This is a genomic window from Candidatus Methylomirabilota bacterium, assembly GCA_036002485.1.
Taxonomy (GTDB): domain Bacteria; phylum Methylomirabilota; class Methylomirabilia; order Rokubacteriales; family CSP1-6; genus AR37.
This window is the reverse complement of the sequence record DASYTI010000243.1, coordinates 1-15,794: the sequence shown is the minus strand read 5'-3', so window position 1 is coordinate 15,794 and position 15,794 is coordinate 1. Positions and strand designations below refer to the sequence as shown.

The 15,794-nt window shown below is 67.6% G+C and carries 14 protein-coding genes; 8 read left to right on the top strand and 6 right to left on the bottom strand.

The window, feature by feature from the left end; all coding sequences use genetic code 11:
* From VGT00_21130 to VGT00_21110, 5 genes are all read right to left on the bottom strand, one after another.
* Complete coding sequence (locus VGT00_21130) at window positions 1–546, bottom strand: alpha/beta hydrolase (protein HEV8533934.1); 546 nt, start codon at window positions 544–546, stop codon at window positions 1–3.
* A 20-nt stretch (window positions 547–566) separates the two neighbouring features.
* Window positions 567–2,630, bottom strand: coding sequence for a DUF3488 and transglutaminase-like domain-containing protein (locus tag VGT00_21125; GenBank protein ID HEV8533933.1), 2,064 nt, complete (start codon window positions 2,628–2,630; stop codon window positions 567–569).
* Entirely contained in the window at window positions 2,630–3,661 is a 1,032-nt protein-coding gene (locus tag VGT00_21120) for a DUF58 domain-containing protein (protein HEV8533932.1), read from the bottom strand. Before VGT00_21120 ends, VGT00_21125 begins: the two co-directional genes overlap by 1 nt.
* A 13-nt stretch (window positions 3,662–3,674) precedes the next feature.
* A complete protein-coding gene (locus VGT00_21115) occupies window positions 3,675–4,610 on the bottom strand; it encodes a MoxR family ATPase (protein ID HEV8533931.1) in 936 nt (311 codons plus the stop codon).
* Between the two features lie 130 nt (window positions 4,611–4,740).
* Window positions 4,741–5,625 carry a peptidase M12 gene (locus VGT00_21110; protein ID HEV8533930.1) on the bottom strand — a complete coding sequence of 295 codons (885 nt, stop codon included), beginning with the start codon at window positions 5,623–5,625 and terminating at the stop codon, window positions 4,741–4,743.
* Window positions 5,626–5,937: 312 nt separating this feature from the next.
* Here VGT00_21110 and VGT00_21105 point away from each other — a divergent pair, with 312 nt between their 5' ends.
* The 5 genes from VGT00_21105 (at window position 5,938) to VGT00_21085 (ending at window position 12,077) form a co-directional block, all read left to right on the top strand.
* Window positions 5,938–6,414 carry a cupin domain-containing protein gene (locus VGT00_21105; protein HEV8533929.1) on the top strand — a complete coding sequence of 159 codons (477 nt, stop codon included), beginning with the start codon at window positions 5,938–5,940 and terminating at the stop codon, window positions 6,412–6,414.
* 174 nt (window positions 6,415–6,588) lie between these two features.
* The gene (locus VGT00_21100) at window positions 6,589–7,971 is read left to right on the top strand and encodes an MmgE/PrpD family protein (protein HEV8533928.1); all 1,383 of its coding nucleotides are present in this window, start codon (window positions 6,589–6,591) and stop codon (window positions 7,969–7,971) included.
* Window positions 7,972–8,210: 239 nt separating this feature from the next.
* Window positions 8,211–9,248, top strand: coding sequence for an extracellular solute-binding protein (locus VGT00_21095; GenBank protein HEV8533927.1), 1,038 nt, complete (start codon window positions 8,211–8,213; stop codon window positions 9,246–9,248).
* A gap of 11 nt (window positions 9,249–9,259) precedes the next feature.
* Window positions 9,260–10,987 (top strand): iron ABC transporter permease, encoded by a 1,728-nt coding sequence (locus tag VGT00_21090; protein ID HEV8533926.1) that lies wholly within the window; start codon window positions 9,260–9,262, stop codon window positions 10,985–10,987.
* A gap of 7 nt (window positions 10,988–10,994) precedes the next feature.
* The gene (locus tag VGT00_21085; GenBank protein HEV8533925.1) at window positions 10,995–12,077 is read left to right on the top strand and encodes an ABC transporter ATP-binding protein; all 1,083 of its coding nucleotides are present in this window, start codon (window positions 10,995–10,997) and stop codon (window positions 12,075–12,077) included.
* Between the two features lie 34 nt (window positions 12,078–12,111).
* Here the strand turns inward: VGT00_21085 and VGT00_21080 are convergent, their stop codons facing one another.
* On the bottom strand, window positions 12,112–12,978 hold the full coding sequence (locus VGT00_21080; GenBank protein ID HEV8533924.1) for a C1 family peptidase: 867 nt from the start codon (window positions 12,976–12,978) through the stop codon (window positions 12,112–12,114).
* Window positions 12,979–13,259: 281 nt separating this feature from the next.
* Here VGT00_21080 and VGT00_21075 point away from each other — a divergent pair, with 281 nt between their 5' ends.
* From VGT00_21075 to VGT00_21065, 3 genes are all read left to right on the top strand, one after another.
* Complete coding sequence (locus VGT00_21075) at window positions 13,260–14,105, top strand: hypothetical protein (protein ID HEV8533923.1); 846 nt, start codon at window positions 13,260–13,262, stop codon at window positions 14,103–14,105.
* 312 nt (window positions 14,106–14,417) lie between these two features.
* Window positions 14,418–15,368, top strand: coding sequence for an ABC transporter permease (locus VGT00_21070; GenBank protein ID HEV8533922.1), 951 nt, complete (start codon window positions 14,418–14,420; stop codon window positions 15,366–15,368).
* Window positions 15,369–15,383: 15 nt separating this feature from the next.
* A partial coding sequence (locus VGT00_21065; protein ID HEV8533921.1) for an ABC transporter permease occupies window positions 15,384–15,794 on the top strand: 411 nt, incomplete at its 3' end.

Here is a 15,794-nt window from a genome sequence, read left to right as displayed (position 1 = left end):
TCAGGAGCCGCTGACCAGCTCACCCAAGAGCGCGCGGCCCTGCGGCCATTTGCCGAATCCCGTGTCGCCATTGATGTGCCCGGCCCCGGGCAGAACGACCAAACGGCTGCCCCAGGACCGCGCGAAGAGCTTGCCGCGAGAAAGTGCCGAGAATGGGTCGTCGGTGCTCGCCACCACGATACTCGGAAATGGGAAGCGCGCGAGGGGCATGGGGCTGAAGCCGCGCACCTCGTCGGGCGTGTGGGTGGGCGAGTCCACGTCGGCGGGCGCCACGAGCAGGGCGCCCCTGGCGCGGACACCGGATCGCGCCACCCAGTGGGCCACCAGCGAGCAGGCCAGGCTGTGCGCGACCAGGACGGGAGGCGCTTCGCAGTCGCCGACATGTCGCGCGAGCGTGTCGAGCCACTCCTCGAGCCTCGGAAGCATCCAATCGCGCTGGACGACGCGGCGACAGGCGGAAACCTCCGCTTCCCACAGGCTCTGCCAGTGATCAGGCCCGGAGTCTCCGTAGCCGGGGAGGATGAGGATGGGTGTAGGGGGCACCATGACGCCGTGCGGGCGACTACTCAGCGCCGGCGGCGGAGCTCCGCCAGCGCGGCCTCGACCGCGGCCCCCTCTTCCGCGCTGAGCCCTCGCCCGCCGAAGCGGCAGCCTTCATAGACGGCGGTCAAACGCTGGAGCGGCTCGGCGAACACGGGCGCCTCCGCCTCGACGCGCTGGCGGAATTCGCGCGCGGTCTCGGCCGCCCCGCGGCGGAAGCCGCGCCGTCGCAGCGCGCGAAGGGCCTGGACATAGAACCGCGGGCTGCCCGCGCCGAGCGCCTGTCGCGCCGCATTCGGTCCCGCGCGCCAGAGGATGGCCAGGAGGGCGAGCACGGCCACCGCGGCGACGGCGGCTACGGCCCGGGGCACGCTCCGCAGGGATTCGCGGGACTCCTTGAGCCACGCGCTCCAGTGGAGCACCTCGCGCTGCGCGGAGGCGGCCACCCCGATCTGGTCGCGCAGGCTCCAGTTGACCACGTAGCGATACCACCGCATGCGGAGGGCATCGAGGTAGAGGGCGAACGGATTCGGTCCGAGCTGAGCGCTCTCGAGCTCGGCGCGAGGCGAGGGGTCGAGGGTGACCCAGCCCGCGCCGTCGAAGGAAGCTTCCACCCACGAGTGGGCGTCCTTCAGCCGGACCATGAAATAGCGACCGTAGGGATTCCATTCCCCTCGCTGAAAGCCGCCGACCACTCGCGCGGGAATGCCCAGGCTGCGCAGCATCACGGCCAGGGAGGCGGCAAAGTACTCGCAGTTGCCCGAGCGGCGCACGAAGAGGAACTCCTCGAGGGGATCGAGCTGGCTCTGCTGCTTGATGACCAGCGTGTACTTGAACTGGGTCGAGAGGTAGTGGTTCAGCTTGAGGGCGGCCTCGTAGGAGCTGCGGCTGCCCGCCGTCACCTCCCGCGCCAGGGCCGGGATGCGAGCGGGCAGCGGCGGCTGCTGCAGATAGCGGGCTGCCGCGGGCGCCGGCGCGCCGCCGGGCGGCCCGCCCTCGCGCAGGCCGCGGGGCGGCGTCATCTCGAGCTCGGAGTCGACGATGTACTGGAGCCGGGCCGAAGGCGTGGGCGCGGTGACGCTGCCCATGTCGTCGAGCCCCAGCGCCCCCCCGCGCAGCTCGACGCGGAGCGCCCGCGGCGCCACGAAGATCGCGTCGGTGCCGATGGGGTCGAGGAAGATCTCCTGGCGGACGATGGGTCCCGTGCCCCGCGGGCTGGCCACGACAAACTCGCCCGAGGCCTCGCGTCGCAGCAGGAAACGGTGGCGCGGCCCCGCCGTCCATACCCGACCGTCGAAGGAATCGAAGGCGAGGCCCCGCCATCGGAGATTGGGCAGGCGCTCGGGGTCCTTGATGTCGTCGGGAAAGCGCACGCGCATCACCACGGTGGTATCGGTCTCGATCTCGCCATAGGCGCCCAACTCCACGTGGTCGGTGAACCCGGAGATCCGCCGCCCGAGCTCGGCGCGGAAGGGCAGGGTGGCCTGCCCCACGCGCGGGATGATGAAGAACATCATCCCGGCCAGCGCGAAGGTGCCCGCGGCCGCCACGAGCGAGACGCGAAAGAGCGGGCTGCGCGGGCCTATGCCGCCCGCCGCCACGTCGGGACTGGCCACGGCCGCGAGCGAAGCCTCGGAGACTAGGTGGTGGAGGATGAGCATCCAGGTCCCCAGGGTGAGGAAGGCGATGAAGACGAAGAGGAAGCTGACATTGAAGGTGACGGCGGAGGCGGCCACGAGCATGAAGAAGGAGAGGAAGCCGGCGTCCCGCAGGTCCTTGAGCGAGCGGCGGCGGAAGAGCCGAAGCAGGATGAGAAAGAGGAGCAGGTGGACCATGCCGTCCAGGATGCTCTGGGCGAGATAGAAGAGGTCGAGGACGATGGCCATGGCCGCGGTCACGATGAGGGCCCAGCCCAGGGCCGGGCGCACGGGCATGCGCTCGCGCACCTGGTCGATGCACCAGTTGCCGAGGAGGGCCAGGGCCACGATGGCGGTGCCGAGGGGCCCGAGCAGCCCGGCCAGGGCGAGGGCGCCCACGCCCGCGCAGACGAGCAGATAGGTGATGAGCCTCAAGGCCAGGAGGGCGCGCATCAGTCGAGCTCGACGTGGAGCTCGCGAAGCGAGCGCCAGCCCTTCTCATGGGTGTCGGGCGCCGCGCGGGGCTGGCCCGGCTGATAGAGGGCGAGCGCGGTCAGGATACGCCGTGACTGACCCAGCCCGCGGCCGAGCGGCACCACGAGCCCACGACCCACCAGCTCCACCCCCGAGCCGGCGCGGATCAGATGCACGGTAGCGGAGGCCGCCTCGGACAGGGCCGCCTCGAGCCGCGCCGGATCATGCGCGCCCGTGCCCGTGAGGACGATACGCGTGTCTTCGGTGGTCTCGGCTTCCATCTCGCGCACGACGAGCGACTCCGTCTTCGCGCTCGAGCGCCAGTGGATGTGGCGCGGGTCGTCCCCCGGCCGGTAGGCGCGGAGATTGTAGAGATCGTGGCCACGCCCGCGCCGGCGCGCCGAGGCGGTGCCCGAGCCCACCAGGCGCTGGAGGGCCTCGGCCGAGATGGGGCGGACGGCCGGGAAGACGACCACGTCGGCCTCCAGCATGACCCGGCTGGCCTTGACGAAGAGGCCGAAGGGGAAGCGCGTGGTCAGCCGGATGCCTGACAGTCGCTGGCGGCCGCGCGCGGACAGCGTGACTTCCCAGGTCACGAAGCGCTCGGCGCCCGCTTCGAGCCGTGGCACGTAGATGAAGCGCACCCCGCTACCGCGCGAGAGAAGCTCGAGGGTCACCGAATACGAGGTCAGCCAGCGCTTGCCGTTCTGGACGAGGGCTCCGAAGAGGGTCGGAGCCCCGGCATAGATCTCCTCGGGAATCTCGGCTTCCAGCTGCAGGCCGCGCATGGACTGCTCCGAGAGCACGCCGGAGACGACGATGAGGCTCAGGAGGAGCGACACCAGGAGATACAGGAGATTGTTGCCGGTGTTGATGGCGGCCACCCCGAGGCCGATGACGACGAACAGGCACCACCAGCCGTCGCGCGTGGGCCAGATGGTCCGGCGGGGCCGGAACGGCCGCCACCACCACTCGCTGTCTCTCCAGGTCCGCTTCGGGACCCACCTCATGGTGGCCTCGGGTTCAGCGCGGAACGGGCACGTCCTGGACTATCGATCGCAGCACCGCCTCGCCGTCCACGCCGCTGCCCTGGGCCGTGCGTCCTTTGAGGAGGACACGGTGCGCGAGGGCGGCGACGGCCAGGCGCTTCACGTCGTCGGGCACGAGGTAGTCGCGGCCGTCGACCAGGGCATGGGCGCGGGCCGCGCGCAGCAGAGCCAGCGATCCGCGCGGGCTCACGCCCAGCGAGAGCAGCGGAGAGGTACGGGTGGCCTCCACGAGGGCCATGAGGTAGTCGAGCACGGACTCGTCGGCCCGCACGCTGTCGGCCTCCTCCTGGAGCTCCAGCACTTCGCGGCCGTCCAGGACGGGCACGAGCGTCTCGAGCCCGGGCGATCCGGCGCCGCGCAGCACGGCCTTCTCGTCGAGGGCGCCCGGATAGCCGATGCGGATCCGGAGGAGAAATCTATCGAGCTGCGACTCGGGCAAGGGATAGGTGCCCTCGTGCTCGCGCGGATTCTGGGTGGCCAGCACCATGAAAGGCTGCGGCAGGGGGTAGGTCGAATGATCGAGCGAGACCTGGGCTTCGTTCATGGCTTCGAGCAGGCTCGACTGCGTTTTGGGGGTCGTGCGGTTGATCTCGTCGGCCAGGACGATATTGGTGAAGAGCGGTCCCGGCTTGAAGACGAATTCGCTCTTGGTCGGCTCCCAGATGCTGACGCCGATGACATCCGAGGGCAACATGTCGGAGGTGAACTGGATACGCTGGAAGCCCGCTCCGATGGAGCGCGCGAGCGCCGCGGCCAGTGTGGTCTTGCCCACTCCGGGCACATCCTCGATGAGGAGATGCCCGCGCGCGAGGAGACCCACCACGGCCAGCCGCACGGCCTCGGGCTTGCCCACGAGGGCGCGGCTCACATTGGCCTCGAGTCTACGGATGAGGTCGAGCGAGTGAGACATAGATTTCCACCATATCACGGAGCCCCCGCCGGCCAAGCTTCCGACGGTCGCACCCGACCAAGGCCTAGAGCGTCAGCACCCGCCAGTCGGCCGGAGTCAAATCAGATAGTTGCGAGGCGCCGGCAAGCCGTCACGGGCGGGTCTTCGCGCGCTTCCGTCGCGATGCCTTGACCTTGCTCTTCCGCTTGGGCTTCCTCTTCGGCTTGCGCTTGGGCTTGCGTTTCGGTTTGGGCTTCGGGGTCGGTCTGGCGGCCTTGGGGTACACCTTTGCGAGGAACGCGTAGTCCGACGCGTCGATGTCCACGCCCCCGATGATGGGCTTGCCGTTCTTCGTGATCGAGCCGGGAATCTGGTAGCACATGATCGAATTGGGGTCGGCGTGAGTGGTTCCCCACAGCGAGGAGTCCTCGATCGGCGTGAGCACCTGGTGACGGACCTCCTCGGCGCTCCAGCCCTGCGTCGATCTGAAGTAGGCGATAGCCTTCCCCGGATCGATCAGGTTGACCAGCTCGCGACGCATGTGCTCATGCGGGCAGCCCAGGGTGTGACCCGTCTCGTGCCGGATGACGCGACGAAACTCGGACTCCGGCATGGCCATGGAGAAGCCTTCGAGGTTCATGGTGGGCAGGTCCCGGTCGATGTGAAGGACGTCCGTGCCGAGATACGACCAGTAGCCGCCCTCTGGCCCTCCCGCGCGGGCGATACGCACCTGCGGATCCTTCGCCGCTTCCACGAACGTGACGTTGGCGCTCTTCGCCCAGGCGTTCATGTGCGTCACGATTCGCTTGCGGAGGGCGGACGAGGGATCGTCGAGGAATCCGACGGTCAACCGCACGCCCTTGGTGTGCCAGTACTTCGTGGTCAAGACGGCAATGCGCTCCGCGGTGGGCACGAACTCCGGCATGGCGCTCATCAGGCGCTCGACGGGAGGATGATTGACGGGATTGATCTCCGACGCGGTCCGGGCCGCCGCCACCCACTTGTCGTGGGGCAGCGCCTTGGGCGTACACACCATTGGCTCTTGTGGCGCGCCGATACTCATGCCGTGCCCTCCCCTGATTGATGTCTCGGCCAGTGTGTCGTGTGGTGTGGGGTCTCCGCGATCCGTGTTTCAGAGCTCCGGCCGAGCATGACAGAAGGGTCAGGTCCGGTCAAACAACCCGACCCGCCGGTCGTGTCTCAGTTCGACGCCGGGCCGGTCGGCGTCTCGGCTTCCCGCGTGGCATACTTGCTGAGTGACTCGCTCGACGAGGGCACGAAGAAGATCTGAAGAGGACCGTGGCGAAAGGTATGCAGGGGAAGGGGCTTGGCCATGAGAGTCAGGATCATGCTCTTGTCTGTTGCGATCTTGCTGATGCCTGCTCTCAGTTCTGGGCAAGGCGCGACGCCCGCCGGCAAGAAACCGGCGGCCGGCCACGTGGTCGTCACGCCAGATCAACTGGCCTGGAAGCCACTCATCCCCGGCGTGGAGTTGGCCGTCGTCTCCGGCGACCCGGATAGGAAGGGCGGCCTGTACGTAATTCGCATCCGTGCCAAGGGAGAGGTCGTCGTGCCACCGCATTGGCATGTGACCGACGAACACGTGACGGTACTGGAGGGTTCCTTCTGGATGGCCCAGGGCGAACGGTTCGATGCGAGTAAGCTGCACGAGTTGAAGGTGGGCGCCCACTCAATGGTCCCGGCGGGCGTCCGACACTTTGGCCGTCACGGCGCTGGAAATGTCATTGAGGTCTTTGGCGTCGCGCCGTTTGTCGTCAAGTTTGTGAATCCGGAAGACGATCCGAGTAGAACCAAAAGGAAATGAGCATCGCGCGCGCCGCGCATAAGTGACTCGCGACCGGCCGGCCATTCTCGAGATGAGCCGAACAACTCTCCAGCCCAAGCCGAGGCACTCCCGATCCGCCGGGTCGATTGTCGTTGACAGGCTCGCGGGCCTTCAGTAGAAAGGGCTCGCCCGCCCCGGGGCAGGCAAACCCACGTGCCGCACTCATCCGTCGCTCGACGCTACGCGCGCTTCACCCTCGGCCTGGCCTTGGATGATGTCCCCGCCCCGGTCGTCGCCAAGGCAAAGCAGCTCGTCCTCGACATCATCGGCAGCTGCCTGGCCTCTTCTCCCGAGGAGTTCGGGCGCGCGGTCCTCCGGGCCGCCGAGGGTCTGGGCGGGCCACCCGAGAGCACGCTCATGGGCGGCGGATCCCGGGTGGGCGCTTCCCATGCCGTGCTCGCCAATGGCACCCTCGCCCACGGCCTCGACTTCGACGACACGCGCGAGGATGCGATCGTCCACACGGGCTCGGTGGCCGTGACCACGGCGCTGGCCGTGGGCGAGGCGCAGAAAGCCTCCGGCCGCGCCACTCTCGAGGCGGCCATCGCGGGGGTCGAGGTGATGTGCCGGGTGGGGCTGGCCGTGCCCGGCCGCTTTCACGCCCGCCACTATCATCCGACCTCTCTCGCGGGAAGCTTCGCGGCGGCCGCCGTCGCGGGCCGCCTGCGCGGCCTCACGGAGGACCAGCTCGTCTCCGCTCTGGGGATCTGCGGAAGCCAGGCGGGCGGAATCATCGAATACCTGGCGGATGGCTCATGGACCAAGCGGCTTCATCCGGGCTGGGCCGCCCATGCTGGGGTCGTGGCCACGCTGCTCGCGCAGTCCGGCTTTACGGGGCCGGAGACGGTCTTCGAGGGCACGCACGGCTTTTACCAGGCCTTCGCGGGTGGACATGACGACGCGCGTCTGGAGGAGTTGCTCGGCACCCTCGGTCGCGCCTGGGAGCTCGAGGAGCTGACCTTCAAACCCTACCCCTGTGGGTCCATCGCGCAACCGTACATGGACTGCGCGCTCCGGTTGCGCCAGCAGCACCACATCCGGCCCGAGCAGATCGCCCACATCCGCTGCCGCACCGCCGAGGGACCGCTGCCTCGCCTCTGGGAGCCATTGGCCGCGAAGCACAGACCGCCAAACGGCTATGCGGCGAAGTTCAGCCTGCCCTACTTGATCGGCGTCATCCTCGTCAAGGGCCGAGCGGGGCTGGCCGAGTTCACGGACGAGGCGGCGGGAGACGAAGCGGTGCTCGGCGTGGCGTCACGTGTATCGTACGAAGTCGATCCGAGCATCGACTACCCGCGTCAGTTCATCGGCCACGTCGCGATCCACCTCCATGACGGGCGGGTGCTCGAAGAGCGACAGGATCGCCCACGCGGCGGCCCCGACCTGCCCATGAGCCAGGAGGAGATCGAGGCGAAGTTCCGTGGCAATGCCACGCTTGCCCTCTCCGACGAGCGGGCTTCCCGTATCATCGAGACCGTGGCCGGCTTCGAGAAGCTGGAGCGCATTGACACCCTGATGAAATCTCTCATCGCCTAGCTCGCATCGTGCGCGAACGCGCCTTCCCCCTCACCCTACCCTCTCCCCCAATGGGGGAGAGGGATCAAAAGAAACCAATGCTGCGTGACACGCGTGTTTCTCATCCCTCTCCCCCGTCGCGGGGGAGAGGGTCGCAGTTTGAGCTGAACGGCTAAGCCGCGAGGCGAGGGCTGAGTTGGTGAGGGGGCTGTATGATAACGGAACCCTGTTCACGAATAGGCTGGCCTAGAGGAGTCGCTATGCGCGTGGTTCGTCTGCGGCAACGCTCGGTGGCGCCCATCCTGCTCTGTCTGGCCGTCCTCGCCGCTCCCGCTCCTGCCGCGGCCCAAGACGCGCGGGTGGAGGCCGCCAAGAAAGAGGGCAAGGTGGTCTGGTACACCTCTCTCGCGCTCACCAGCGCGGAGAAGGTGGCCAAGCTCTTCGAGGCGGCCTATCCGGGGATCAAGGTCGAGGTGCAGCGCACGGGCTCGCAGCGCATCCTCCAGCGGGTGATGCAGGAGCTGCAGGCCAATATCAAAAACGTCGACGTGATCCATACCTCCGACGCCGGTCACTACGTCTTCTTGAAGGACAAGAAGCTCCTGATGAAATACACGCCGGCCGGCGTCGACCGCTTTGCCTCGAGCTTCAAGGACAAGGACGGCTACCATTACGGCCTGCGCGCCACCGTCAATGTCATCGCGTACAACACGAAGGCCGTGTCGGCAGCGGAGGCGCCCCGGACATGGAAGGACCTGCTCGATCCGAAGTGGAAAGGCAAGCTGGTGACGGCGCATCCGGGCTATAGCGGCGTGATCGCCACCCATGTGCTCGCCCTCGTGCACCTCCACGGCTGGGACTACTTCAAGCAGCTCGCTCAGAGCAAGCCCATGCTCGTGCAGTCGGCGGTGGATCCCTCCGGCGTGGTCGCCTCCGGCGAGCGGACGGTGGCCGTGAACGGGGGCGACTACACGTTCTACCAGATCAAGAAGAAGGGAAACCCGGTGGAGATCGTCTTCCCCAAGGAAGGCGTGCCCCTCGTCATCTCGCCCACCGCCATCGCTACCTTCGCGCCGCATCCGAACGCGGCACGGCTCTTCACCGACTTCATCTTCAGCCGCGAGGTCCAGCAGGTCCTCGCCGACACCGAAGGCCTCTACACCGGCCATCCCGAGGTCACGTACCCGGCCGACCGGCCCAAGCTCAGCGAGCTCAAGCTCCTCCTCGTCGATCCCGAGGAGCTGGAGAAGCGCAACGAGGAGATCAAGACGCGCTTCGTGGAGTTCTTCGGGGCCTGATCCGCCCTCTTATGCCGCGCGAGCTCACGGCCCCCCTCCGGCCCCGGCCCTCGAGGCTCGAAGGGCTGGACCGCGCCGCGCCGGTATGGATCGTGGCCGCGGCCGCGCTCCTCCTCCTGATGCTCCTCCCCCTCGCCTGGCTCGGCTATCTGAGCGTGAGCGGCGAGCGCGGCTTCACCCTCGCTCACTACGCCCGCGTCTTCACCGATCCCCGCTTCCAGAAGGCCCTGTGGAATACCGTCGTCCTGGCCTTCTGGTCCGGGCTGCTCTCCCTCGCCCTCGGCGCGCCCATGGCCTGGCTCACCGCGCGCACAGACCTCCCGGGCAAGCGCATCATCCGGGGCCTCACCCTGGCCTCCTTCGTGACGCCGCCTTTCCTGGGCGCCTTCGCCTGGGTCATGCTCGCGGGCCCCAATGCCGGCTACCTCAACAAGCTCTATCGCGGGCTCACGGGCGCCGAGGAGCCGCTCCTCAATATCTTTTCCATGCCGGGGCTGATCTTCGTGGTCGCCCTCTACACCTTTCCCTATGTCTACATCATGATCGTCAACACGCTCGAGCTGATCGCCTCCGATCTCGAGGAGGCCGCGTCCATCCTGGGCGCGAACCGGCTCTGGGTCGCCGTGACGGTGACGCTGCCCATGGTCGCCCCCGCCATCTTGAGCGGCTTCATCCTGTCCGTCCTCCAGGCACTGGCCCTCTTCGGATCTCCCGCCATCCTCGCCCTGCCCGCGGGCTTTCACACGATCACCACGCAGATCTGGGCGCTCTTTCAGTACCCGCCCAAGGTCGAGATGGCCGCGGCGTTCTCCGTGCCCCTGCTTCTGGCCACCGCCCTCCTGCTCTTTCTCCAGAAGCGGCTGCTCGGACGGCGCGGCTATGCCGCGGTGGGGGGCAAAGGGGCGCAGCGCCGCCAGATCCCTCTCGGCCTCTGGCGTCAGCCCGCCCTCCTCGCCTGCCTCGCCGTCATGGCCTGCGCGATCTTCCTGCCCTACGGAATCCTGGCCAAGGCGGCCTTTTCCCGCGCGTGGGCCCAGCCGCTGACCTGGGACAATCTCACGCTGGGGAACTGGTCGTTCACCTTCCTCTCCATCTCGACGCAGACGGCCATCGTCAACACGCTCGAGCTGGGCATCCTCACGGCCTGCGTGGGCGCGGGGCTGGCCGCGCTCCTCGCCTATATCACCAACCGCCAGCTCATCGTGGGCCACCAGGTCCTGGGCTTCCTCGCCCTGGCACCCGTGGTCATCCCCGGCGTGGTGCTCGCCGTCGGGCTCTTCATCGCCTACACGCGGCCTCCCTTCCTGCTCTACGGCACCCTGTGGATCCTCTTCTTGGCCTATCTCACCAAGGAGATGCCCGTCGGCTACTCGCAGTCCGATGCGACGTTCCGCGGCATCCACCCGGAGCTGGAAGAGGCGGGACGCATTCTCGGAGCGGGGCGGCTCCGGGTGCTCCGGGAGATCACCGCGCCGCTCGCGCGAAGCGGCATCATCGCGACCTGGTGCTTCATCTTCATCGGGGTGATCCGTGAGCTGTCGGCCTCCATCCTCCTCTTCACGCCGAACACCAAGGTCATGTCCGTGGTCATCTTCGACCTCAAAGAAGAGGGCCAGTTCGGGGCCATCGCCGTCCTCGGTCTCTTCATGCTCGCCGTCACCTTCGTCACCGTCGTCCTCATGCAGACGGTCCTCGGGCGCGATGTGCTGGGCGCGCGGCCGTCCGGCGGGGCGGGGTAGCCGCGTCGTGCCCGGGATACGGATCAGAGGGCTCCACAAGCGCTACGGCGATGTCGCCGCCGTCGATGGTCTCGACCTCGACGTGAAGCCTGGCGAGCTGGTGGCCCTGCTCGGGCCCTCGGGATGCGGCAAGACGACCACCCTCCGGGTGGTGGCCGGCTTTCTCAAGCCGGACGCGGGCGAGGTCTGGGTGGGGGACCGCTGTCTTTCCTCCCCGGCCACGGTCATCCCCCCCGAGCGGCGGCGAATGGGCATGATCTTCCAGAGCTACGCGCTGTGGCCGCACATGACGGTGGCCCAGAACGTGGGATACGGGCTCCGCTTTCTCAAGGATGGACGGCGGGGGGTGGCGCGCGGCGAGCGCGACGGCAAGGTGACGGAGATGCTTCGCGTGGTCCAGCTCGCGGGCTACGAGGGGCGCTATCCCGGCGAGCTGTCGGGCGGCCAGCAGCAGCGTGTGGCGGTGGCGCGGGCCCTCGTCGTCGAGCCCGAGATTCTCCTGCTCGACGAGCCCCTCAGCAATCTCGACGCGAGCCTTCGCGAGGAGATGCGCTTCGAGATCCGGCGACTCCACGAGACCTTCGGGATCACCACGCTCTACGTGACGCATGACCAGGGCGAGGCCATGGTCATCTCGGACCGGGTGGCCGTGCTCGACGAGGGGCGCGTTGCGCAGATCGGCACCGCCGAGGAGCTCTTCGAGCGCCCCCGCACGCGCTTCGTCGCCGAGTTCATCGGCAAGACGAACCTGATCGAGGGGATCGCCGAGCGCTCGGACACGTTCGTCCGCGGAAAGCTACGCCTGCGCGTGGTCGAGGCCAACCTCACGCCGGGACCCGTGGTGCTCTCCATCCGCCCCCATCAGATCACCCTCGCCCCCTTCTCGCTGGCCGCGCCGTCGAGCCCCGGGGAGAGCGTGCTCCGCGCCACCGTGCTTCGCGCGAGCTATCTCGGCGATGCCGTGGACTACCAGGTGCAGCTCGACGACGGCGATCTCGTCCTGCGCGTGGCCGGGTCCATCACCCGCCGATTCCGGCCCGGGGAAGCCGTGGCCGTGACCGTGCTCAGCTGCTCCACGATCAGGCTCTGAGAAGAACGCTCCCCCTCCGCCCGGTCGCGGGCCGTCAGATCGTCACGCCGTAGGACTCGTCGAAGAATGCCCCCGTGATATAGGCGGGCGATGCATAGGCGAAGCCGTTGTCTCCCCAGGCCGAGCCCCAGCTATTGCGGACGATGAACCGCCCCGTCGTCGTGTACCCCACGATGGCGATGGCATGACCGCCCCGCGCCGTCTTGGGCAGGTACGTGTCCAGATTCCCCTTCGTGCTCGTCGCGTTGTCCCAGGTCTGGTCCACGTTGAGCCCGGCCAGGATGGGCCCGTGGGCGGCCAGCCAGGACTGCCACTGATTGAGATTCTTGCGCAGATTGAAATAGGAGGCGACTCGGAGCTGGGCGGCCGCGGCGTAGAAGGCATTCTCGCCGCCCGTGTACATCAAGGTGGTGATCCGGAACGGGAGCATGGCGAGGGTGGCCACTCCGAACTTGCGGCACACGTCCATGGCGCCCTTGAGCGAGGTGCCGGCTTCCTCGACGAAGCTCTCCGGCCTCAGTGTGTACTCGTCCGTCTCCTTGGAGGCCATCCAGACATATCGGGGCGAGAGGAGCTGGGATTTCTTGAGCTTGCCCGCGGCGACCATGTGATAGCGCACGACGCCGTCCGCGGAGGCCCAGCCCACGCAGGAGCCGGTCTGGCCCTGATCGCCGACCGTCCACCAGGGCTGGCGGAGATCGACAGAGGGGGGTAAGGCCGCCACTGCCCCCAGGGCGCCCGCGGCCACCGCGTCTTCGTATTTCCAATCCTTCTCCGTCCCCTTCGAGGGCACCAGGTTGCAGATGCGCTTGACCGTTTCGGTCTTCCCCTTCTTCCGAGCCTTCTTCGCCGTCTTCGCGGCCTTGGCCGTCGTCGCCTGCCGTCTCTTCTTGGTCGCCATCGGTCTCTCCTTTCGTCCCGCGAGCCGGCGGGAAGCAAGCCACTGCAAGCGAAGCCCCGTTCACACGCGTGTGACGAGCCGGTTGCGCGCCCATTAAGAAGCAGTCCTCCGACCCCTGTCAACGGGACTCCGGGGGCTTGCGTCGTCTGATATCATCGGGGCCACAGCGCGGGATCACGCGCACGCCTCGGCGGGCTCAGTGGCTCCACGGACACTCGACGACCCGCCCTTCCCGTCACCCCGTGGATAGGGCCCGGAGGCTCTGCTGAAAGGAGCACGTCATGACTCTCTCGAAGCTTCGCTGGTCCCTCGCATGGACAGTGCTGATCGTAACGGCGTGGAGCGCTCCGTCCCTCGCGGTACCAGTCGTGTTCCAGGTAGGGGGGTCTAACCAGGCCAGCTCCATTCAGGCCACCGTGGACGCGTTTCGGACCGACCTCGGCAATCCGAACAACGCGAACGCTCCCGGCCCCCTGAACAGCGGGCGCCGGGAGATCAACTGGGACGGCGGAGGGGCGGCCACCACCGTCTCCCCCAACCCATTCAACGGATTCCAGAATATTCGTGGCGCGCTTTTCGGGTCTGCGACGGCCACGGGCTTCGTGCAGGCGCCTCCCTCCGGCTTGGCCACCCAATTCGGCAACGCGACCTACGGCACGATCTTCGGCCCCTTCAGCCCCCAACGCCTGTTCACCCCGATCGGAAGCAACATCACGGACGTGACGTTCTTCATTCCCGGCACGAACGGAGCGGTCCCGGCCACCGTCACCGCCTTCGGCGCCGTCTTCGCCGACGTGGACCTTGCCACGAGCTCCCATCTCGAGTTCTTCGGTCTCCAAGGGAACTCGCTGGGTGTCTTTGACGTACTGCCCGGGAGCACGCCGGATGCCAGCCTATCCTTTCTCGGAGTCGACTTCGGGACCGACCGGATTGCGCGGGTGCGCATCACCAGCGGCAATACGGCGCCGGGGCCGAATGATCTTCCGACTTCGAACATAGACGTGGTGATGCTGGACGATTTGCTCTTCTCAGAACCTCGTGCCATTCCACAAGCGGCGGGCCTGACCTTGGTGGGCCTGGGCGCGCTGGTGGCGGCACTTCTCTCGCGGAGCGCGCGTCGGGCCTGACCTCCCCACGGCAAGCGCGCGCCGGACAGCCTCGAGGAACCGGGCCTCGTCGTCCGGCGCGCAATTCCGCTTGACTTTGTCGGGAGCACTGCGGCATCGTCCCCCCACCTGCGGCAGCGCCCCGACTATTATGCCTGCCAAAGCCATGACCTCTTTCCTTCGCTGAACACGCAGGCCCCCGGGGAGGAGAGCAAGGATGTCAACCGATGGCCCCCGCCCGACGCCGGTCCGGCGTCTCGTGACGCGACTTCCTGAAGCGCAGAGGAGCGGCCACGGGGCGCGTCCTCTGATCGCGCTCGGCGTGGAGCGCCCATGCACAAATATATAGCCCGCCGGCTTCTGCTCTCGATCCCCGTCCTCCTCCTCTCCTCGCTCATCGTGTTCGGGCTGATGCGGGTGATGCCGGGCGATGCGCTCACCGCCCTCATGGGAGAGTCCGGAAACGTCGGTCCCAAGGAGCTCGAGAAGCTCCGCAAGGACCTGGGGCTCGACCAGCCCTATTACAAGCAGTACCTGATCTGGGCCTGGCAGATGGTGAGCCTCAATCCAGGCTACTCGATCTTCACCAACGAGCCCATCTCGGTCGCCCTGAAGAAATCCATCCCCGTCACCCTGGAGCTGGCCGCCCTGGCCATGATCCTGGGACTGTGCATCGCGATTCCCGTCGGTGTGCTCTCGGCCATCCGCCAGGACAAGGCTTCGGACTATGTCGGGCGAGTGGCCGCCATCTCCGGACTGTCGATGCCGGAATTCTGGCTCGGGACGCTGATCATCACGTTCGCGGCCATCTGGTTTCGCTGGATGCCCCCTCTGGGCTATGCCAGCATCTGGGACTCGCCGTGGAAGAATCTCCAGCAATTCCTGCTGCCCGCGGCCGTGCTCGGGTTCCGCCTCTCGGCGGCCACCATGCGCATGACCCGCTCGACCCTGCTCGAGGTGCTGCGCGAGGACTACGTCCGCACGGCCTGGGCCAAGGGCTTGGGCGAGCGGATCATCATCTACAAGCATGCCCTGAAGAACGCCCTCATCCCCGTCATCACGCTCGTGGGAGGCCAGTTCGGCACCCTGCTCGCCGGCACCTTCGTCGTGGAGATCATCTTCGCCTTGCCGGGCATGGGCCGCCTGACCGTCGAGGCCATCCTGTTCCGCGACTATCCGATCGTGCAGACCAACGTGATGCTGGTGGCCATCACCCTGGTCACGCTGAACCTGCTGGTCGACCTGACCTACGCGTGGCTCGACCCGCGGATTCGCTACCAGTGAGGAGCTGAAGCGCGCATGGCCATCGCCACCGCGCCCGGAAGGACCTACGATGAGCTGGCCGCCATCGAGCTGCGTCGGGGGCGAGCCCTCTGGATCGTGGTCAAGCGCAAGCCGCTGGGAATGGCCTCGGCCGCCCTCATCCTCCTCCTCGTCTTCACGGCGATCTTCGCCGATGTCCTGGCGCCCTACGATCCCCTCGCGGCCCAGCCGGAGATCCGGCTGGCTCCTCCCAGCTGGGCGCATCCATTCGGCACCGACGATATCGGTCGCGATGTTCTCAGCCGCGTCATCTACGGCAGCCGCATCTCGCTCTGGGTGGGGCTGCTCGCCGTGGGCATCGGCACGTTCGCGGGCACCCTCATCGGCCTCGTCTGCGGCTACTGGGAAGGGCGCCTCGATCTCCTGCTCCAGCGCCTCATGGACGCG

What these genes read in the sequence shown, in the direction of transcription:
- VGT00_21120 (HEV8533932.1), bottom strand. Translation starts at nt 3,661, where the DNA reads ATGAGGTGGGTCCCGAAGCGGACCTGGAGAGACAGCGAGTGGTGGTGG.
- VGT00_21075 (HEV8533923.1), top strand. Translation starts at nt 13,260, where the DNA reads ATGACTCTCTCGAAGCTTCGCTGGTCCCTCGCATGGACAGTGCTGATC.
- VGT00_21070 (HEV8533922.1), top strand. Translation starts at nt 14,418, where the DNA reads ATGCACAAATATATAGCCCGCCGGCTTCTGCTCTCGATCCCCGTCCTC.
- VGT00_21080 (HEV8533924.1), bottom strand. Translation starts at nt 12,978, where the DNA reads ATGGCGACCAAGAAGAGACGGCAGGCGACGACGGCCAAGGCCGCGAAG.
- VGT00_21110 (HEV8533930.1), bottom strand. Translation starts at nt 5,625, where the DNA reads ATGGTGTGTACGCCCAAGGCGCTGCCCCACGACAAGTGGGTGGCGGCG.
- VGT00_21090 (HEV8533926.1), top strand. Translation starts at nt 9,260, where the DNA reads ATGCCGCGCGAGCTCACGGCCCCCCTCCGGCCCCGGCCCTCGAGGCTC.
- VGT00_21125 (HEV8533933.1), bottom strand. Translation starts at nt 2,630, where the DNA reads ATGCGCGCCCTCCTGGCCTTGAGGCTCATCACCTATCTGCTCGTCTGC.
- VGT00_21095 (HEV8533927.1), top strand. Translation starts at nt 8,211, where the DNA reads ATGCGCGTGGTTCGTCTGCGGCAACGCTCGGTGGCGCCCATCCTGCTC.
- VGT00_21115 (HEV8533931.1), bottom strand. Translation starts at nt 4,610, where the DNA reads ATGTCTCACTCGCTCGACCTCATCCGTAGACTCGAGGCCAATGTGAGC.
- VGT00_21130 (HEV8533934.1), bottom strand. Translation starts at nt 546, where the DNA reads ATGGTGCCCCCTACACCCATCCTCATCCTCCCCGGCTACGGAGACTCC.
- VGT00_21105 (HEV8533929.1), top strand. Translation starts at nt 5,938, where the DNA reads ATGCTCTTGTCTGTTGCGATCTTGCTGATGCCTGCTCTCAGTTCTGGG.